The 18367-nt window shown below is 66.7% G+C and carries 18 protein-coding genes and 1 other RNA gene; 8 read left to right on the top strand and 11 right to left on the bottom strand.

The features are described from left to right. Positions 1–54: 54 nt before the first annotated feature. Both QPK29_RS09185 and QPK29_RS09190 read right to left on the bottom strand, forming a co-directional pair. Positions 55–483 (bottom strand): SgcJ/EcaC family oxidoreductase, encoded by a 429-nt coding sequence (locus QPK29_RS09185; RefSeq protein WP_371768697.1) that lies wholly within the window; start codon positions 481–483, stop codon positions 55–57. An 18-nt stretch (positions 484–501) separates the two neighbouring features. Then, a complete protein-coding gene (locus QPK29_RS09190) occupies positions 502–960 on the bottom strand; it encodes a hypothetical protein (protein WP_371768698.1) in 459 nt (152 codons plus the stop codon). A gap of 103 nt (positions 961–1063) precedes the next feature. Between QPK29_RS09190 and QPK29_RS09195 the strand changes: the two genes are divergently transcribed. Further along, positions 1064–1894 carry a HipA domain-containing protein gene (locus QPK29_RS09195; protein ID WP_371768699.1) on the top strand — a complete coding sequence of 277 codons (831 nt, stop codon included), beginning with the start codon at positions 1064–1066 and terminating at the stop codon, positions 1892–1894. A gap of 2 nt (positions 1895–1896) precedes the next feature. Here the strand turns inward: QPK29_RS09195 and QPK29_RS09200 are convergent, their stop codons facing one another. From QPK29_RS09200 to rnpB, 3 genes are all read right to left on the bottom strand, one after another. Beyond that, positions 1897–2400, bottom strand: a complete 504-nt coding sequence (locus QPK29_RS09200) for a hypothetical protein (protein WP_056122767.1) — start codon at positions 2398–2400, stop codon at positions 1897–1899. 81 nt (positions 2401–2481) lie between these two features. Continuing rightward, positions 2482–3975: a glycerol kinase GlpK gene (gene glpK / locus QPK29_RS09205; RefSeq protein WP_371768700.1), complete on the bottom strand. Its 1494-nt coding sequence runs from the start codon at positions 3973–3975 to the stop codon at positions 2482–2484. Positions 3976–4005: 30 nt separating this feature from the next. After that, positions 4006–4345: RNase P RNA component class A (gene rnpB / locus QPK29_RS09210), an RNA gene on the bottom strand. Between the two features lie 124 nt (positions 4346–4469). On the opposite strand from rnpB, the gene QPK29_RS09215 reads away from it, so the two are divergent. Further along, complete coding sequence (locus tag QPK29_RS09215) at positions 4470–6170, top strand: thiamine pyrophosphate-binding protein (RefSeq protein ID WP_056122761.1); 1701 nt, start codon at positions 4470–4472, stop codon at positions 6168–6170. Between the two features lie 53 nt (positions 6171–6223). Here QPK29_RS09215 and QPK29_RS09220 read toward each other — a convergent pair whose 3' ends face one another. Together QPK29_RS09220 and QPK29_RS09225 are read right to left on the bottom strand one after the other, a co-directional pair. Then, the gene (locus QPK29_RS09220; RefSeq protein WP_371768701.1) at positions 6224–6925 is read right to left on the bottom strand and encodes a YjjG family noncanonical pyrimidine nucleotidase; all 702 of its coding nucleotides are present in this window, start codon (positions 6923–6925) and stop codon (positions 6224–6226) included. Between the two features lie 54 nt (positions 6926–6979). Continuing rightward, positions 6980–7186 carry a hypothetical protein gene (locus QPK29_RS09225; RefSeq protein ID WP_156403648.1) on the bottom strand — a complete coding sequence of 69 codons (207 nt, stop codon included), beginning with the start codon at positions 7184–7186 and terminating at the stop codon, positions 6980–6982. Positions 7187–7392: 206 nt separating this feature from the next. On the opposite strand from QPK29_RS09225, the gene ftsY reads away from it, so the two are divergent. The 5 genes from ftsY (at position 7393) to rpoH (ending at position 12306) form a co-directional block, all read left to right on the top strand. After that, complete coding sequence (ftsY, locus tag QPK29_RS09230) at positions 7393–8532, top strand: signal recognition particle-docking protein FtsY (RefSeq protein WP_371768702.1); 1140 nt, start codon at positions 7393–7395, stop codon at positions 8530–8532. A gap of 8 nt (positions 8533–8540) precedes the next feature. Continuing rightward, positions 8541–9206, top strand: a complete 666-nt coding sequence (locus QPK29_RS09235; RefSeq protein WP_371766186.1) for a cell division ATP-binding protein FtsE — start codon at positions 8541–8543, stop codon at positions 9204–9206. After that, positions 9203–10123 (top strand): permease-like cell division protein FtsX, encoded by a 921-nt coding sequence (ftsX, locus tag QPK29_RS09240; RefSeq protein ID WP_371768703.1) that lies wholly within the window; start codon positions 9203–9205, stop codon positions 10121–10123. The genes QPK29_RS09235 and ftsX overlap by 4 nt, the downstream gene beginning before the upstream one ends. A gap of 191 nt (positions 10124–10314) precedes the next feature. After that, entirely contained in the window at positions 10315–10995 is a 681-nt protein-coding gene (locus tag QPK29_RS09245; protein WP_371768704.1) for a hypothetical protein, read from the top strand. A gap of 420 nt (positions 10996–11415) precedes the next feature. Further along, complete coding sequence (gene rpoH / locus QPK29_RS09250) at positions 11416–12306, top strand: RNA polymerase sigma factor RpoH (protein ID WP_056122746.1); 891 nt, start codon at positions 11416–11418, stop codon at positions 12304–12306. Positions 12307–12353: 47 nt separating this feature from the next. Here the strand turns inward: rpoH and QPK29_RS09255 are convergent, their stop codons facing one another. Then, a complete protein-coding gene (locus QPK29_RS09255; protein WP_371768705.1) occupies positions 12354–12959 on the bottom strand; it encodes a UbiX family flavin prenyltransferase in 606 nt (201 codons plus the stop codon). Positions 12960–13141: 182 nt separating this feature from the next. Here QPK29_RS09255 and QPK29_RS09260 point away from each other — a divergent pair, with 182 nt between their 5' ends. Continuing rightward, positions 13142–14713, top strand: coding sequence for a UbiD family decarboxylase (locus QPK29_RS09260; protein WP_371768706.1), 1572 nt, complete (start codon positions 13142–13144; stop codon positions 14711–14713). A gap of 117 nt (positions 14714–14830) precedes the next feature. Here QPK29_RS09260 and QPK29_RS09265 read toward each other — a convergent pair whose 3' ends face one another. From QPK29_RS09265 to QPK29_RS09275, 3 genes are read right to left on the bottom strand one after another with little or no spacing between them, the layout of a single operon-like run. Then, positions 14831–15553 (bottom strand): enoyl-CoA hydratase/isomerase family protein, encoded by a 723-nt coding sequence (locus QPK29_RS09265; RefSeq protein ID WP_371768707.1) that lies wholly within the window; start codon positions 15551–15553, stop codon positions 14831–14833. After that, positions 15546–17867, bottom strand: coding sequence for a xanthine dehydrogenase family protein molybdopterin-binding subunit (locus QPK29_RS09270; RefSeq protein ID WP_371768708.1), 2322 nt, complete (start codon positions 17865–17867; stop codon positions 15546–15548). The genes QPK29_RS09265 and QPK29_RS09270 overlap by 8 nt, the downstream gene beginning before the upstream one ends. After that, positions 17864–18346 (bottom strand): (2Fe-2S)-binding protein, encoded by a 483-nt coding sequence (locus QPK29_RS09275; protein ID WP_056122734.1) that lies wholly within the window; start codon positions 18344–18346, stop codon positions 17864–17866. The genes QPK29_RS09270 and QPK29_RS09275 overlap by 4 nt, the downstream gene beginning before the upstream one ends. Positions 18347–18367: the final 21 nt, after the last annotated feature.

Here is an 18367-nt window from a genome sequence, read left to right on the forward strand (position 1 = left end):
TGATTGCACCGGAGCATTGTTTGATGTCGGTCGATGTTGCGGGCACGAAAGTCTTCAGACGCCGTCCCTCAAGACCGTTTCTCCCGTCCTGGGATTCGTCAGCGTGACGTTCTCCAGCGCTTTGATGCGCCAGGCGCCGGCCTGCCGCGTCAGCACGGCAAGAATCAGCGTGTCGACGGCGTGGGGACCGGCCGGATGCGCCGGACCGGCCGCGAGGCGGCTCCAGAAGTGCACGACCGCCGCATCGGCGCCGATCGGGATCACGTCGATCAACGCGTTGTCGAGCGTGGAATCGCTGTAGACAGTGGCGTGGATAGCCTCATGCATCTCGACGATCGCGTCGATGCCGCGTACGTAGCGGCCGAACCGGTTCACGAAGGTCGCATCGTCGTGGAACAATGTGCGCAAGGCTTCCATGTCGTGGCGGTTCCAGGCGGCCTGGAACGCCAGGGGCGCATCCTCGGGGCGGGTCATGATCGTCATCGGGTCCTCATCGATTTTTCACACCGAGGCCATTTCCTCGACGCGCAGATAATTCACCAGTTCATCGCGCTCGAACGATCCATCCCATTGTTTTTCGCCGAGCAGTTGCGGCAATGCGCTATGGGTCAGCAACGCGTGGAATCTGTCCTTGATGAGTTGCGGCCGGATGTCGCGCACGCGCACCCGCGACACCTTGCGCGATAAATCCATCACGATCCCGAACAGGATCCAGTCGAGCTGCAACAGCAGCATGCTGGCCGACTGGATCGCCCGCGGCGCAATGCTCGTTTCGTACAGCCGGGCCACCGACGATTGCCGCGCCTTGGCGTCGTCGCCGGCATCTCCCGTCAATTCCTCCGGCCACCAGGCGAGTACCTGGTTCAGCAGGCACGCGAAATCGGCATGTTCGGGAAGGATGATTTGCCCATCAAACATAAAAGAAAGGTAAGAAATATTACCGGGCAGTATATCGATCAAAGTGAACGAAAAGCTCTCACAATTTCACATTAAAAGGAATCGCACTGTTCAGATCGCATACGGAGCCCCCCGGTTTTCCGGCGCGGCGCTGAACAGTCCCCCCTTGCCCCTGCTCGACCAGCTGGTCGAGGAACTGGCCGCGCTGGCGGAACACCGGCCGCCGGTCCGGCCCGCCATCCGGCGGCGGCTGGTGCAGACGGCCAGCATCGGCGGCGCGCGTCCGAAGACGACCGTACGCGACGCCGCCGGCGCCTTCTGGCTGGTCAAGCCGCGGATGCTCATGAACCCGGCCGACATCCCGCGCCTCGAACACTTCGCCCGCGAATGGGGCGCGGCGAGCGGGCTGGATGTGGCGGAAACCGTCCTGCATCCGGGGCCGGGCGGCCGCAGCGTCCTGCGCGTGCGCCGCTTCGATCGCGACGGCGACCGGCGCTTCATGTGCGCCAGCGCGGCGTCCCTGCTGCAGGCGGAATATCCGGACAATCCGGCGCGCACCGACCGCTGGAGTTACCCGCGCCTGGCCGAGGAACTGCGCCGGGTCGGCGCACCGCCGGAGGATGGTATCGAACTGTTCGGCCGCATGGTCTTCAACGCCGTCTGCGGCAATGACGACGACCATGTGCGCAACCACGCGATCGTCCATGGGCAAGGCCGCAAGGGCTGGCGCCTCGCACCGGCGTTCGACGTCGTGCCGAATCCGGCAGAAACGCCGCGCCGCCTGGTCATGCAACTGTCCAGGGCGCGCTTCGACATCGCGCGGGACGCCGTCCGCTTCGGCTTCACAGCACGCGACGCCTGCGCGGCGTATCTCGACGCGCTGCTGGCGCGCATCGAGGCGGCGTTTCCGCTGGCCGCCGCGTGGCTCACGGACGACTGGCGCGCGACGCTGCACGCGCGGATGACGGCGAACCTCGCGATCCTGCGCGGCACGTAGCCCTACTCGTCCACCTTCGCATCCTCGCTCTTGGCCGCTTCCATCGCCTCCGGCTCGAGCACTTCCGCCGATTTATTCATGCGGATGAACACGCCCCAGCCGGCCATCAGCAGCCCCGCCGCGACGAGCACCGACGCCGCATGCGGCAGCAGTTCCGGTTCCTCGTGCAAGGCCTTGAACGTGCCGACCAGCCCTTCGATCGACAGTGCGACCACGACAACGACCATGAAGCGCGACAGGTAGCGGCGCACGCGCGTGGGTGCGCTGATGTGGGCGTCGCGCACGACTTCTTCCTCGGTGATGGTCTGGGCGATCTGCAGCGAGACGACGGCGATGGCCAGCAGGCCGATCGCCTCGATGGCCAATTCGGCGCTCTCTTCGGCCTCGACGCCGACCGCCTGCCAGCCGGTCTGCACGGCCAATACCGTGATCAGCACGGACACGAGCACGAACAGGAAGCCGAGCACCGCGTGCGCGGTCGAAAAGAAAAACTTCAGGAGTTTCAAGGACGCCTCCGGTCGCAACGCATCGATGACAATATTGCATCGATTGTGCCCGAACCGCGCCGGCGCGGCCGCACGCGAGCGTCAGTGGTGTTCCGGCACCGCCCACGCGCGCGCATGCGCGACCGCGCGCGACCAGCGCGCCATCATCTCGTCGCGCCGCGCGGCCGGCAGCTGCGGCTCGAACCGGCGCTCGCTCTTCCACTGCGCCGCGATCTCGTCGCGCGACGACCAGAAGCCGACAGCGAGGCCCGCCAGGCAGGCGGCGCCGAGGGCCGTCGTCTCCGTCACCTGCGGCCGCACGACGGGCACGCCCAGCAGGTCGGCCTGGAACTGCATCAGGAGGTCGTTGCGCGCGGCGCCGCCGTCGGCGCGCACTTCGTGCACGACGCAGGCGGCGTCCTTCTGCATGGCGGCCAGCAGTTCCGCGCTCTGGTAGGCGATGGCTTCGACGGCGGCGCGCGCGATGTGCGCGGCGGTCGTCCCGCGCGTCATGCCGACGATGGTGCCGCGCGCGTACGCATCCCAGTGCGGCGCACCGAGGCCGACGAAGGCCGGCACGAGCATCACGCCGCCGCTGTCCGGCACCGACAGGGCGAGCGCCTCGACGTCGGCCGACTGCTTGATGATGCCGAGGCCGTCGCGCAGCCATTGCACGGTGGCGCCGCCCATGAACACGCTGCCTTCGAGCAGGTAGTCGGTGTGGTTGCCGACGGTCCAGCCGACGGTGGCGAGCAGGCGGTTGTGCGACTGCGGCGGCGTATCGCCCGCGTGCATCAGCATGAAGCAGCCGGTGCCATACGTGTTCTTGACCATGCCGCGCCGGTGGCAGGCCTGACCGAACGTGGCCGCCTGCTGGTCGCCCGCGATGCCCGCGATGGGGATCGCGCGGCCGAACCAGGCCGGGTCGGCGTCGGCGACGATGCCGGAACTGGGCACCACTTCCGGCAGCATCGATGCCGGCACCCCGAACAGGGACAGCAGTTCCGGGTCCCAGCGCAGGCTGTTGATATTGAAGAGCATCGTGCGCGCCGCGTTGCTCGCGTCCGTGACGTGGCGCCCCGTCAATTTATAAGTGAGCCAGCTGTCGACGGTGCCGAACGCGAGCTCGCCCCGCTCCGCGCGCGTGCGCGCGCCCGGCACGTGCGTGAGCAGCCATTGCAGCTTGGTCGCGGAAAAATAGGCATCCAGTTCGAGACCCGTCTTGCGCTGGACAAGCGGGGCCTTGCCCGCCGCGCGCAGGTCGTCGCAGAGCTCGGCCGTGCGCCGGTCCTGCCAGACGATGGCGTGGCACAGCGGTTCGCCCGTGCGGCGGTCCCACACGACCGTCGTTTCCCGCTGGTTCGTGATGCCGATGGCGGCGACGTCGGCCGCATCGGTGCCGGCCTCCGCCAACACCTGGCGCGCGCACGCGAGCTGGCTGTTCCAGATGTCGAGCGGGTCGTGCTCGACCCAGCCGGGCTGAGGGAAATGCTGGGGATATTCCTGCTGGGCGATGCGCACCACCTGGCCCTGGCGGTCGAACACGATGGCGCGCGAACTGGTGGTGCCCTGGTCGAGGGCGAGGATGTAACGCATCGTCGTCGAGCTCCCCGGGCCGTGAATCATGTGTAAAGCAGGCCGATAGGCCGGATTCTGTGTAACGTCCTTGCGGACGCTATGACAGCCATTCCTCTAGGCGCCGAATTACTCCGGCGCTCAAGCTTCCTACCCGCACGCTCCGCGAGCAACCTCAACGCGTGCCTATTTGGAATTGCTCCAGGTGGAGGTTACCGCGTTTCACCGTAACTTAATACGCTCGTCTCTGTGGCCCTATTCCTCGCCTTATACCCGGCTTGCGCCGGGCTTTCGGCGGACGGCCGTTAACCGTCACCCCGCTCTGTGGAGTCCGGACCTTCCTCCCGCCCACGACCTTGCGGCGTGGACCAGCGGCTGTCTGGCCTGCTTCACGGGCTGCATTGTACAGGATACGCCGCTGCCTTTTGTGAAAGGTCGTGTCGCTATTTGAAAAGCCAGCTCAGGGCGAGTTGCATAGAATGCCCGGATTCCATCGTGATAAGGATGACCTCACCATGACGCACCCCTCCCGCAGCGGCGGCCAGATCCTGGTCGATGCGCTCCAGGTCCACGGCGTGGACACCGCCTTCGGCGTGCCCGGCGAAAGCTATCTCGACGTGCTCGACGCGCTGCACGACTCGAACATCCGCTTCGTCATCAATCGCCAGGAAGGCGGCGCGGCGTTCATGGCCGAGGCCTACGGCAAGCTGACGGGCAAGCCCGGCATCTGCTTCGTCACGCGCGGCCCCGGCGCAACGAACGCCTCCATCGGCGTGCACACCGCGTACCAGGATTCCACGCCGATGATCCTGTTCATCGGCCAGGTCGGCACTGACTTCATGGACCGCGAAGCCTTCCAGGAAATCGACTACCGCCGCATGTATGGCCAGATGGCGAAGTGGGTCGCGCAGATCGACCGCGCCGAGCGCATCCCCGAATACATGGCGCGCGCGTTCCAGGTGGCGACGAGCGGCCGTCCCGGCCCCGTCGTCCTCGCGTTGCCGGAAGACATGCTCGTGGCCCGCGCGGAAGTGGCGGATACGCGCCGCTACCAGCCCACGCAGGGCGCGCCGTCGTCTGCGCAAATCGACCAGCTGCGCGCCATGCTGGCACAAGCGAAAAAGCCGCTGCTGCTGCTGGGCGGCGGCACGTGGACAGACCAAGCGTGCGCAGACGTGCAGAGGTTCGCGGAGGCGAACGCCCTGCCCGTCGCGTGCGCATTCCGCTTCCAGGACCTGCTGGACAACGAGCACCCGCACTACGTGGGCGACGTCGGCATCGGCATCAATCCGAAGCTGGCCGCGCGCGTCAAGGAAGCCGACGTGCTGATCGCGTTCGGCCCGCGCCTGGGCGAGATGACGACGAGCGGCTACTCGCTGCTGGCAGCGCCCGTGCCGCGCCAGCGCCTCGTGCACATCCATCCCGATCCGGAAGAACTGGGCAGCGTCTACCAGGCCGAGTTGATGATCGCGAGCGGCGCGCCGCAGGCCGCATCGATGCTGGCGGCGATGGAACCGGTCGATGCATCGGCATGGCGCCACACGGTCGAGGAAGCGAAGGCCGAGCTGCGCGCGTGGCAGGAACAGCCGCCGATCTTCAAGGACGGCAGCGCGCCGCTCGATTTATGGCAGATGGTGCAGGACCTGCAGGCCGCCCTGCCGCGCGACACGATCATCACGAACGGCGCCGGCAACTACGCCACGTGGGCACACCGCTTCTGGCGCTACGGCGCCATGCGCACGCAGCTCGCCCCGACGAGCGGCGCGATGGGGTATGCGGTGCCGGCCGGCGTGGCAGCCAAGATCGTGCGGCCGGAGCGCACCGTCGTCACCTTCGCCGGCGACGGCGAATTCATGATGACGGGCCAGGAACTGGCGACCGCGGTGCAATACGGCGCCGGCGTCATCTTCCTGGTCTTCAACAACGGCATGTTCGGCACGATCCGCATGCACCAGGAACGCGAATATCCTGGCCGCGTGTCGGGCACGCAGTTGCACAATCCGGACTTCGCCGCGCTGGCGCAAGCGTACGGCGGCCACGGCGAGGCGGTCGAGACGACGGCCGATTTCGGCCCGGCGCTCGAACGCGCCATCGCGTTCACGCGCACGCACAAGCTGCCGGCGCTGATCGAGCTGCGCTACGACGGCAACCTGATCACGCCGGGCGCCACCCTGGACACGATCCGCCGCAACGCGCAGGCGGCGAAAGGCGGCTGAAGCTCGGCGCGACGCGGGCGGGCTGCTCACATCGATATGTGACGGCCTGTTCGTCAGGCAATAGCGAGGCCGCGCAGCGCGGGGACGACGTCGAGCAGTCGCGCCACTTCGAAGGTGGGTAGCGCATGCGTGTCGTTGGCGAGGCCGCCGGGATTGAACCAGCAGCTTTCGATGCCGAAGCGGTTGGCGCCGAGGATGTCGGCATCGAGGCGGTCGCCCACGATGATCGTTTCCGCATGCGTGAACGCGCGCGCCATCCTGACGGTGTAGTCGAAGAAGCGGCTGTCCGGCTTCGCATGGCCGCACGCCTCCGACGTCGCCACGAACGACACATGGTCGCGCAGCCCGGCACTGACGATGCGGCGGTGCTGGATCTGCTCGACACCATTGGTGATGATGCCCACTTCGCCGATGGCGGCCAGCGTCGCGCAGAGTTCCTTCGCGCCGTCGATGAGGACGACCGTGTCCGACAGCGATTCGAGGTACAGGCGGCTGGCCGCTTCGGGATCGAGGTCGAGACCGCTGGCGGCGAAGGTCTGGCGGAAGCGGTCCACCTTCAGGAAATCCTTCGAGACAGTGCCCGTCTCGAAGCTTCGCCACAGTGCCGTGTTGATGGCCTGGTAGCGGGCAAACAGCCCGTCGGGAAGCGCGGCCAGGCCCAGGGCGCGCATCGTGCGGTCGAACGATAATTGTTCGGAAGCTTTGAAGTCGAGCAGGGTGTCGTCGAGGTCGAAAAGAAAAAGTCTGTGTTTCATGGCGCTGCAACCGCAAGGTGTCCTTCGGAAATAACAGGATACCAGCAGCGCGGATTACATGCCGAGGTTGGTGTCGAGTCCCAGTTCGGCCGGCCACGGCACGGGCGCGTCGAAGGCGCTGGCGGGACTGGATGGATGGGTCAGGAACAGGGCGACAAGGGCGATGAAGAGCCAGACGATGACATTGCGCAGCGATGGCGCCGAGCTGCCCACCACGTGATCGCCGGCGATGAGCCTCTTGATAAACCTGGATACGTTCACGATCGTCCCTCGGTGACGCGTCTTCTTATCGATGCTCACAATCTACACCCGTTACGTACTAAATTCCAGCACGATGAGCGGATTGGCATTGTTGAGCTGTATTCTAGCCACAATATGGTCGAGCAGGCGCACCTCAGAAGTGTGTTCCCGCTCTGGTAGAATACGCGCGACCCTATCCGGCATACCGCCGCCCTCCCGAATACACAATGTTTAGTTTCTTCAAAAAGAAAAAACCTGAAGCCGAGACGCCGGCTGCGGTCGAACCCGCAGTGCCTGCGGCCCCGGAGGCTGAAGCACAAGCCGAGCAGCCGGGTTTCCTGCGCCGCCTGTTCGGCGGCGGCGATGAAGCACCGGCCGCGCCCGAGGAAGTTGTTGCGGGCGCGTCGACGGCCTACGAAGGCCAGCTGTTCCCCGAAACCGCCGAACGTCCCGTCAGCGAAGCGGAAGCCAGGCGTTCCTGGATGTCGCGCCTGAAGGCCGGCCTGGCCAAGACGTCGAGCAACCTGTCGCTGCTGTTCGTCGGCGCGCGCATCGACGAAGACCTGTACGAGGAACTCGAATCCGCCCTGCTGATGTCCGATGCCGGCATGGATGCCACGCAATTCCTGCTGGACAACTTGCGCCGTAAGGTGAAGGAAGACAAGCTGCTCGACGCGGCCGCCGTCAAGGTGGCGCTGAAGGGCCTGCTGGTCGACCTGCTGCGTCCGCTGGAAAAGCCGCTCGAGCTGGGCCGCCATGAGCCGCTCGTGATGATGATCGCGGGCGTCAACGGCGCCGGCAAGACGACGACCATCGGCAAGCTGGCCAAGCACATGCAGCGCCATGAACAATCCGTGCTGCTGGCCGCCGGCGACACGTTCCGCGCCGCCGCGCGCGAGCAGCTGATGGTCTGGGGCCAGAGAAATAACGTCACCGTGATCTCGCAGCAGTCGGGCGACCCGGCCGCCGTCGCGTTCGACGCCGTCCAGTCGGGCAAGGCGCGCGGCGTCGACGTCGTCATGGTCGACACCGCCGGCCGCCTGCCCACGCAGCTGCACCTGATGGAAGAGCTCAAGAAGATCAGGCGCGTGATCGGCAAGGGCATGGAAGACGCGCCGCACGAAATCCTGCTCGTCATCGACGGCAACACGGGCCAGAACGCGCTGGCGCAAGTGAAGGCGTTCGACGACGCGCTGCAGCTGACCGGCCTCGTGATCACGAAGCTGGACGGCACGGCCAAGGGCGGCATCCTGGCCGCCATCGCACGCACCCGTCCGGTGCCGGTGTACTTCATCGGCGTGGGCGAAAAGCTGGAGGACCTGCAACCCTTCAGCGCCGACGAATTCGCCGAGGCGCTGCTGGGATAACACACACGATGATCGAATTCCAGTCCGTCTCCAAGAAGTACTCGGATTCCGCCGACACGCTCGCGCTGTCCGACGTATCCCTGAACATCGCCAAGGGCGAGCTGGTGTACCTGGCCGGCCCGTCCGGCGCCGGCAAGTCCACGCTGATGAAGATGGTGGCCGCCATCGAGCGCCCGACGTCCGGCCGCGTGATCGTGAACGGGCAGGACGTCGGCCGCATCCGCAAGGCCGGCATCCCCTTCCTGCGCCGCAACCTCGGCCTGATCTTCCAGAACCAGCGCCTGCTGAACGACCGCCACCTGCTGGCCAACGTGATGCTGCCGCTGATCGTCACCGGTGCACCCAGGGCGCAAGCCGAACAGCGTGCCCGCGCGGCGCTGGACAAGGTCGGCCTGCTCGACCGCGCCCTCGCCCTGCCGATGGAACTGTCCGGCGGCGAACAGCAGCGCGTGGCGATCGCCCGCGCCATCGTCAACCGCCCGCAGATCATCCTGGCCGACGAACCGACCGCGAACCTCGACCGCGCCGCGGCCGACAAGGTCATCGACGCGCTGCACGCATTCCACGCCGTGGGCGTCACGTGCGTCATCTCGACCCACGACGACCAGATCCTGGACAGCGCCGCCCGCGTGATCCGCCTCGAACACGGCCATGTGACGGGAGGTGGCGCATGAACGTCTGGTTCCGCCAGCACCGCTTCGCCTTCGGCGCCGCGCTGTCCCACGTGCGCAAGGCGCCGGGCAGTTTTTTGTTCAACGTGCTCGTCGTCGCCGTCGCGCTGGCCCTGCCCTTCGCGGGCGTCACCCTGCTCGACAACGCGCGCCCGTTATCGGAAGAACTGTCCGTCGATCCGGAAATCAGCCTGTTCCTCAAGACCGACACCCCGCGCGACCAGGCCCAGGCCCTCGCGCCGCAGCTGCAGCAGATCCTGCACGGCAGCCATGCGAAAGTCAGCTTCGTGCCGCGCGAACAGGCGCTGGCCAGCCTCAAGGAAAAGAGCGGTCTCACCGACGTGATCGAAACGCTGGGCGACAACCCGCTGCCGGACAGCTATGTGATGAAGCTGGAAGGCTTCGCCAGCGGCGCCGACGCCGCGCGCGTGGACGGCCTGGCCGAGCAGATGCGCGCCCTGCCGGATGTCGACTCCGTGCAGGTCGACTCGGCCTGGGTCAAGCGCCTCGCCGCCCTGCTGGGCGTGCTGCGCCTGGCGCTGCTGCTGCTCGCGATCACGCTGGGCGTCGTCGTGATCGCCGTCGTGTTCAACACGATCCGTTTGCAGGTGCTGACGCAGCGCGAGGAAATCGCCGTGTCGAAACTGCTGGGCGCGACCGACAACTTCATCCACCGCCCGTTCTACTACACGGGCGCCTTGCTGGGCCTATGCGCGGGTGCGGTGGCGCTGGGGGCCGTTGCGCTGGCGCTGCGTCCGCTGAACACGGCCATCGCCGAGTTTGCCCGGCTGTATGCGTCGGAATTCCAGCTGACGCCCCTGCCGCCGATGGGCATGGCGGCCTTGCTGGCGATCAGTGCCGGCCTGGGGCTGGTCGGGGCCATGTTGTCGGTGCAGAGGCATCTGGCGCGTCTGAAATAACTCCTCGACGCTGGGCCAAAAACAAAACCCGCCACGAAGGCGGGTTTTGTTTTGAATTCGGGGTGGTCCCGCGGAACGGGACCGAAAACTGACCTAGCGTCATCACCAGTATGGAGGCTGGGAGAGGACAAAACCCAGGGCTGCGTTCAGAGTATATCATCGTGAGCATGCCTGATCAAAAATGATGCGCGATGGACTGGAGCGACCTCGAAAAGCACTTTTCCGCAGCACGGTTGGGCCGTTATCGGGCCTCGTGCAATGGCGACGTCGCCAGGGCAGCAAAAGCATATGTGAACAACATGCTTCTGGCAGAAGCGACAATGCCGATGTTGAACGTGCTTGAAATCGCTCTGAAAAATGGCGTACATCAACGCCTGATTACCCTGTACAAACGATCCGACTGGTGGGACTCTTGGGTGAGCGACCCATCGTTTGCCTGGCAGGTTCGTGAGGTAGTCAGTGCGAAAGCAAAACTGCAACGCCGAGCCGAAGCGCTTACCCCGGACAAGATTATTGCCGAACTACCCTTCGGCTTCTGGAGTTCGTTATTCAACGTCCAGTTCCAGACCAACCTTTGGAAAGACCTGCGGCTGATTTTCCCGCGCTGCCCGAAGCCACAGCGTCAGCGCCATACTGTCTCGTCGGCACTTAACCAGATACGGGAACCGCGCAACCGTGTTTTCCATCACGAGCAATTACTTTGGCTAAGCCCTTCTCTCATTGACTTGCACGGTAAAGCTATCGAGGTCGTCGGGTGGATCGATCCAAAGCTACCGCCGTGGCTTGCCAGTTATGATCGTCTTCCCACTACCTGGGCCGCCATCCAGCCGATCCAAGTCAACCATTCAGGAATATCGAGGCCCGTTCCGTGAACCCGTCCGCTGCTGACCAGTCAAATCCGGCAGCGGACGCGAGGCATTCACCTACATGGCAACGTGCGCCAGCCAACAGAAAGCGCAGCACGTGTCGCCTAACCTGTCTTCTACCGATTTCAAACGATACGAACGCCACATTTGAGCCGCATCAACTGAACCGCTCGTACCTGCTCTACAGTTGAATCGAACCCGTTTTTCTGATTCCTGCGGGCAATACTTTAATGAAACTTAAACCCATCGTAAGGGATATGGTGGCGCCTAGCACTCACCTCAAGAGAGTGCTAATATTACGTCAGACTATCGCGGGAAATGGTTTTGATAGCACCGTCAGCATCCCGACAACAAGCCAGCCAGCTGCGCCTTCGGGGCTCTGGAGATGGCGAGACGATGCAGCAGTTTATCTACGAGGGAGTGACTATGTCCGCACAATCCGCATTGGTTCCGGCCGGCAATCGTGCACTGGGACTGGGTTTCAGTGGCAATCTCGGTAATATCGACGCCTATATCTCGGCGGTGAACCGCCTGCCGATGCTGTCCCACGAGGAAGAAGTTTCCCTGGCTACGCGTTTGCAGGAAAAGAATGACCTGGACGCGGCCCAGAAACTGGTGCTGTCGCACCTGCGCCTGGTCGTGTCGATCGCGCGCGGCTACCTGGGCTATGGCCTGCCGCACGCCGACCTGATCCAGGAAGGCAATATCGGCCTGATGAAGGCAGTCAAGCGTTTCGACCCGAACCAGGGCGTCCGCCTGGTGTCTTACGCCATGCACTGGATCAAGGCCGAGATGCACGAATATATCTTGAAGAACTGGCGTCTGGTCAAGGTTGCAACGACCAAGGCGCAGCGCAAGCTGTTCTTCAATCTGCGCAGCAACAAGCAGGGCCTGGATGCCATGTCGCCGCAGCAAGTCGACGACCTGGCCAAGATGCTCGACGTGAAGCGCGAAGAAGTGATCGAGATGGAAACGCGCCTGTCCGGCCGCGACATCGCGCTGGAAGCGCCGACCGACGACGAAGACGACAAGTTCTCGCCGATCGCCTACCTGTCCTCGGACCAGCAGGAACCGACCAAGGTCCTGGAAGCCGAAGAAGTGGTGCGCCTGCAATCGGAAGGCCTGGAAACGGCCCTGTCGAAACTCGACCCACGCTCGCGCCGTATCGTGGAAGCGCGCTGGCTGGCCAACGACGACGGCTCGGGCGCCACGCTGCACACGCTGGCCGAGGAATTCGGCGTGTCGGCCGAGCGCATTCGCCAGATCGAATCGGCCGCGCTGAAGAAGATGAAAACCGCGCTGGCGGCTTACGTGTAAGCCATCCTGTCGGCTACCAACAAAGGCACCTTCGGGTGCCTTTTGTTTTATTGGTCACCCTCGCGGGCGGGATGGTTGCGCGGCGGGTTCCAGCGCGTCACCGTCTGCGTGTCGAGGCCGAACAGGTCGAGCACGCGTCCCAGGGTATGGTCGACCATCTGGTCGAGCGACTGCGGCCGCGCATAGAAGGCCGGCACCGGGGGATACACGATGGCGCCGGCTTCGGTGACCGTCGTCATGGTGCGCAAGTGACCCAGGTGCAGCGGGGTTTCGCGCAGCATCAGGACGAGGCGCTTGCGCTCCTTCAGCATCACGTCGGCCGCGCGCGCCAGCAGGCTGCCCGTCACGCCGGTCGCGATCTCCGACATCGTCTTGATCGAACAAGGCGCCACGATCATCCCTTGCACCTTGAACGAACCGCTGGAGATCGCCGCGCCGATGTCGGTGTTCGCGTGGGTGACGTCGGCGAGCGCCCGCACGTCGGCCACGCTCAGGTCCGATTCATAGGCCAGCGTGACCTGGGCCGACTTGCTCATCACGAGGTGTGTTTCGACGTCGAGTTCGCGCAACAACTGCAGCAGGCGGATGCCGTACACCACGCCGGAGGCGCCGCTGATGCCGACGATGAAACGGGGACGGGTTGACGCATGCATGATTGATGATCGCTGGTGAATAATCGATGGAAGCGCCGATGGTAGCAGACCGTTGCACACCACGGACGACCACCGAAATTAATTAGATTTTTCGATGAATCGATCATTTATTGTTGCTTCAGTTCTATGCGCGGGTGCATTAGATTCGCTGTGATAGCCACCATGACCCTCTGGAGACCACAGTGAATTCCCATTCCGATTTCAGCACGTCCGCTCAACGGCCGGCCGGCCCCGGTCCGGACCTCGAGCGTTTCGACCTGCGCCGCTTCGCCGCCTCGCTCGATGCGAGCGAGTTCGAGCGCCATGCCGGGCCGGTCGAGCTGGCCGACGTTGCCCGCCTCCTCGAAGGCAACCCGAAAGCCGTGCTGTTCGAACAACCCGGCGCCGACGCGATCCCGCTGTGCGGCAACCTCGCGGGCAGCCGGCAGCGCCTCGCCGCCGCCTTCGGCACGACCACCGACAAGCTGCTGGCGGAAGTGCTCGCACGCTTGCGCAAGAAAGCCGCCATCGAGCAGGTGTCGCGCACGGCGGCGCCGGTCCAGCAGGTGGTCCTGACCGGCGGCGACTGCGATTTCACGAAGCTGCCCGTCCACCTGCAGCACGGTCTCGACGGCGCCCCCTACATCTCCTCCTCGATCGACTTCACGGTCGACAGGACGACGGGCTGGACCAACGTCGGCGTGCGCCGCCTGATGCTGCGCGGCCGCCGCACCGCCGGCATCGACCTGATCGCACCGTCGGACCTGCGCGCGATCTACCTCGAGCACGCCGCGCGCGGGGAACCGCTGCCGATCGCCTTCGCCGTCGGCACGCACCCGATCGACCACGTCGCGGCGACGATGCGCTTGCCGACCGACGAACTCGAACTGCTGGCCTCCCTGCGCGGCGAGACGCTGGGCGTCGTCAAGTGCGTGACCAACGACCTGCTGGTACCGGCCGACGCGCAATTCATCCTCGAAGGCTACCTTGACCCGAACGGCCACGTCGAACCGGAAGGCCCGTACGGCGAGTTCCTGGGCTACTACGGCGGCGTCAAGCGCAACCCGCTCTTTCACCTGACCGCGATCACCCATCGCCGCGACGCCGTGTTCCAGACGTCCACGATCAGCGGCCGCGACATGGACACCACCGATACCGCCCAGCTGTGCGCCCTGCGCACCGAGGTGACCGTGTGGCGCGCGCTGGAAGTCGCCGTGCGCGAAGTGAAGGCGGTGTACGCCAGCGCCGCCAACGGCGGCATGTTCAACGTGCGCATCGCCATGCGGCAGCGCGTCCCGGGCGAGGCGCGCAACGCCATCGCCGCCGTGTTCGCATGCCTCGCCAACGTCAAGCACGTGTTCGTCGTGGATCCCGACATCGACGTCTTCTCGGACCGGCAAATGGACTGGGCGCTGGCCACGCGCTTCCAGGCCGACCGCGACCTGGTCGTGCAGGACCGCATGCGCGCGATGCCGCTCGACCCGTCGCTCGCCGGCACCCATCACACGGCGAAGGCCGGCTTCGACCTGACCCTGCCCTTCCTGCGCCCGGGCACGAGCCGCTCGATCGAGCACCGCGTGCCCGCTGCGCCGACCTTCGAGGGCGCGCGCTTCGATTCGCTCGACGCGGCGCTGCGGCACGGTCCCAAGCTGTTCGCGGAACTGATGGCTGCCGTCGGCAGCCGCGACGGCCGCGAGATCGTGCGCTGGCTCGAAGACACGGGCGCGACCCGCGCCATCGGCCGCGACGACGAGGGCCGCTACCACTACGCCTGACCGCCACCGCCCGCCTCGGCCGTCCGGCAAAAACCGGACGGCTTTTTTGCGTCCGCACGGGACGAAAAAAGCCCCATACGCTCGCGCGCACGGGGCTCAAGGCACTACCGGGGGAAGTTAGAACCGGATCGACAGCGCCGTCGCCGCCAGGTGACCGGCGAAGGCGCTGGCACTGGCCGGCGGCATGCCCGGCGCGGCGGCCAGGAACTGTTTCACGGCGCGCAGGGTGACCGCGCTGTTGCCCAGCATGGTGTCGGCCAGCGCGGCGGCGGCGGCATCCAGCCGGGCCGCGGGGACCACGTGCGACACCAGCCCGGCCGTACGCGCATCCGCGGCGTCCAGCGGCGCGCGGCCATATACCATGTGCGCCAGCGTCTTGACGGGCACGCGGTCCGCCAGCGCCGCCATCACCAGCGTCGGCGGAATGTCGCGCTCCATCTCGGGAATCTGGAACACGGCGTCGTCCGCGCACACCACCAGGTCGGCCACGCACGCCAGCGCGCAGCCCGCGCCCACGGCGCGCCCGCGCACGACGGCGATGACGGGCACCGGCACCGCCTTGATGGCGTCGTAGAGTTCGAGCGGCGGCAGCGCGACCTTCTGGCGCACCGTCTCGGCCGACGGCCTGGCGCCCAGCGTCGGGATCGGCGAATCGCGGCCGGTGCAGAAATCGGGGCCGGCCGCGCCGAGGCGGACGAGCTTGACATCGTCGTCGATGCCGCGCAGCGCGGCGACGATCGCCGCGCCCATCGGGGCGGTCAGCGCGTTGCCCTTGTCGGCGCGGTCGAGGAGGATGTCGAGGACGGCGCCGTCGCGCCGGATGTGGACGTGTTCACTCATGTGCAGGACTTTCTCGGTGGATGGCATTCCAGATGACCGCCGGCGTGGCGGGCATGTCCAGTTCCTCGGGGGCGTCCTCGCCGAGCGCGTCGGCCAGGGCGTTGAAGATGACTGCGGTGGCCGGCGTGATGCCGCTCTCCCCGCCCCCCTTCACGCGCAGCGGATTGCCGGCGGTCGGGTCCTCGGCGAATACGAGCGAGACCGGCGGCACGCGGCCGGCGCGCGGCACGCCGTAGTCCATGTACGAGCCGGACATCACCTGCCCGCTGTCGCGGTCGACGTAATACCCCTCCGACAGCGCCTGCCCGATACCCTGCGCCAGGCCGCCGTGCACCTGGCCCTCGACGATCAGCGGATTGATCGGCTGGCCCACGTCGTCCACGGACGCGTAGTGCAACAGTTCGACCTCGCCCGTATCCGGGTCGATCTCCAGTTCCATCACCGCGGCGCCGGTCGGATGCGCCGCCATGCGGCCGTTGAACTCGGCGTCGGACGCGAGCGGGGGCTTGCCCGCGCTTTCCAGCCTGGCCGCCAGTTCGAACAGGCCCAGGCGCGTGTCGCCGGCAATGAACGTCCCGTCCTCGAAGCGGACGGTTGCCACGTCGACGCCGAGCAGGTCCGCCAGCGCCGCCTTGCCCTGCGCCACGACATGGGCCGCGTTCTGCACGATCAGGGTGCCGCCCAGGCGCATGCTGCGGTCCGAGTGCGTACCGCCGCCGACGCTCACGAAAGCGGTGTCGCCCGTGCGCAGCCGCACGGATTCGGGCGGCACGCCCAGCTGCGCCGCCACGACCTGGGCGAACGTGGTCGCGTGGCCCTGGCCCTGCGTCTGCGTGCCGGACACCAGATCGACCACGCCCTCGGCGAGTACCCGCATCTCGATACGCTCGCGCGGCGCGCCGACGGGGGCCTCGACATAGTTGGCCAGGCCGATGCCGCGCAGCCTGCCGCGCGCGGCCGACGCGGCGCGGCGCGCCGCGAAGCCGTCCCAGTCGGCCAGTTCCAGCACGCGTTCCATGTTGCCGATGAAGTCGCCGCTGTCGTACGTCAGGCCCATCGCGCTGCGGTACGGCAACCGGCTGCGCGGCACCATGTTGCGGCGGCGGATCTCGACCCGGTCGATGCCGAGGCGGTGCGCGGCCAGGTCGAGCAGGCGCTCCATCATGTGGTGCGCTTCCGGCCGGCCGGCGCCGCGGTAGGGCGCCGTCGGCGCCGTGTTGCTGAGCGCCGCGCGGATGTGCACGGCCGCTACCGGCACGTGGTAGACGGTCGTCATGATGCGGGTGCCGTTCGACATCGGCACGTACGACACGGTGTGCGCGCCCACGTTGCCCAGCCACTCGTGGTCGGTGGCGAGGATGCGGCCCTCGGCGTCGAAGGCCATGGCGGCGCGCAGGACGGCGTCGCGGCCCTGGTAATCCGCCAGGAACGCCTCGCTGCGGTCGCTCGTCCACTTGACCGCGCGGCCGCAGCGGCGCGCCGCCCAGACCACCGCCAGCTGCTCGACGTTGACCGAGCTGCGCGGGCCGAAGCCGCCGCCGACGTCCGGACAGATCACGCGCACCTTGTCGGCCGGTGCGCGCAGCGCGCCCACGAGCGACATCTTCTGGCGCACCGCGCCCTGGCTGCCCGAGATCAGCGTGTAACTGCCCTCGGCGGGATCGTACACGCCGATCGCGGCGCGCGGCTCCATCTGGCAATTCACCACGCGGCTGTTATGGAAATCGCGGCGCACGACGAGGTGGGCATCGGCGAACAGCCGCTGCGCGGCCGCGCGGTCGCCCAGCTGCACCTCGAAGCACAGGTTGCCCGGCGCATCGTCGTACAGCTGCGGCGCGCCGGGGGCCAGTGCGTCGTCGGCGCGCACGACGGCGTCGAGCACGTCGTAGTCGACCATGATCATCTCGGCGGCGTCGCGTGCGCGGGCCGCCGTGTCGGCGACCACCATCGCCACGGCCTCGCCGACGTGGCGCACGTTGTCCACGGGGAGCGGCAGGTGCAGGCGGCTGTAGGCCGGCGCGTGCAGCGCATCCCGGAACGCCGGCGCCGTGGGGTCGATCGCGTCGAGCGGCATCGGCACGTGCTGCATGCCCTGGAAGCCGTCCGCGAGGTAGTCGGCGCCCGTCAGAACGGCGATCACGCCGGGTGCGGCCAGCGCGGCACCGATGTCGATGGAGACGATGCGCGCATGCGCGTGCGGCGAGCGCAGGAACGCGGCGTACGCCTGGCCCGGCACGTCGATGTCGTCCGTGTAGCGGCCGTTGCCCGTCACCAGGCGCCGGTCTTCCAGGCGCGGCAGGGGTTGGCCGATCATGCCGCCACCTCCGGATACAGCGCGCGCGCCGCGTGGCGCACCGCCTCGATGATGTTCACGTAGCCGGTGCAGCGGCAGATATTGCCTTCCAGCGCCGTGTGGATGGTCTCGTCGTCGAGCGCCGCCGGGCGCTCGCGCAGGAAGTACTCGATCGCCATGATCATGCCGGGCGTGCAGAAGCCGCACTGCAGGCCATGGCATTGCACGAAGGCCTGCTGGACGGCGCTCAACCGGCCGTCGCGCTCGAGATCCTCGACGGTGCGCACGCTGCCGCCGTCGGCCTGCGCCGCCAGTACCGTGCACGACTTGACGGCCGCGCCGTCGAGGTGGACGGTGCACGCGCCGCACTGGGTCGTGTCGCAGCCGACGTGGGTGCCGGTCAGGCCCGCTTCGCGCCGGAGGAATTCGACCAGCAGCGTGCGGTCCTCGACCTCGCGCCCGACCTGCCGGCCATTGACTTGTATGTTCACTTGTACCACTTGTCACCTGCCTGTTCGTGT

This window comes from Massilia orientalis, from assembly GCF_030411975.2.
Classification (GTDB): Bacteria; Pseudomonadota; Gammaproteobacteria; order Burkholderiales; family Burkholderiaceae_D; genus Telluria; species Telluria orientalis.

Excerpts from the sequence above, each read along its gene's own strand:
- QPK29_RS09270 (WP_371768708.1), bottom strand. The coding sequence starts at position 17,867 with ATGATCGGCCAACCCCTGCCGCGCCTGGAAGACCGGCGCCTGGTGACG.
- QPK29_RS09265 (WP_371768707.1), bottom strand. The coding sequence starts at position 15,553 with ATGAGTGAACACGTCCACATCCGGCGCGACGGCGCCGTCCTCGACATC.
- QPK29_RS09245 (WP_371768704.1), top strand. The coding sequence starts at position 10,315 with ATGGACTGGAGCGACCTCGAAAAGCACTTTTCCGCAGCACGGTTGGGC.
- ftsY (WP_371768702.1), top strand. The coding sequence starts at position 7,393 with ATGTTTAGTTTCTTCAAAAAGAAAAAACCTGAAGCCGAGACGCCGGCT.
- rpoH (WP_056122746.1), top strand. The coding sequence starts at position 11,416 with ATGTCCGCACAATCCGCATTGGTTCCGGCCGGCAATCGTGCACTGGGA.
- QPK29_RS09185 (WP_371768697.1), bottom strand. The coding sequence starts at position 483 with ATGACGATCATGACCCGCCCCGAGGATGCGCCCCTGGCGTTCCAGGCC.
- QPK29_RS09215 (WP_056122761.1), top strand. The coding sequence starts at position 4,470 with ATGACGCACCCCTCCCGCAGCGGCGGCCAGATCCTGGTCGATGCGCTC.
- QPK29_RS09220 (WP_371768701.1), bottom strand. The coding sequence starts at position 6,925 with ATGAAACACAGACTTTTTCTTTTCGACCTCGACGACACCCTGCTCGAC.
- ftsX (WP_371768703.1), top strand. The coding sequence starts at position 9,203 with ATGAACGTCTGGTTCCGCCAGCACCGCTTCGCCTTCGGCGCCGCGCTG.
- QPK29_RS09255 (WP_371768705.1), bottom strand. The coding sequence starts at position 12,959 with ATGCATGCGTCAACCCGTCCCCGTTTCATCGTCGGCATCAGCGGCGCC.
- QPK29_RS09235 (WP_371766186.1), top strand. The coding sequence starts at position 8,541 with ATGATCGAATTCCAGTCCGTCTCCAAGAAGTACTCGGATTCCGCCGAC.
- glpK (WP_371768700.1), bottom strand. The coding sequence starts at position 3,975 with ATGCGTTACATCCTCGCCCTCGACCAGGGCACCACCAGTTCGCGCGCC.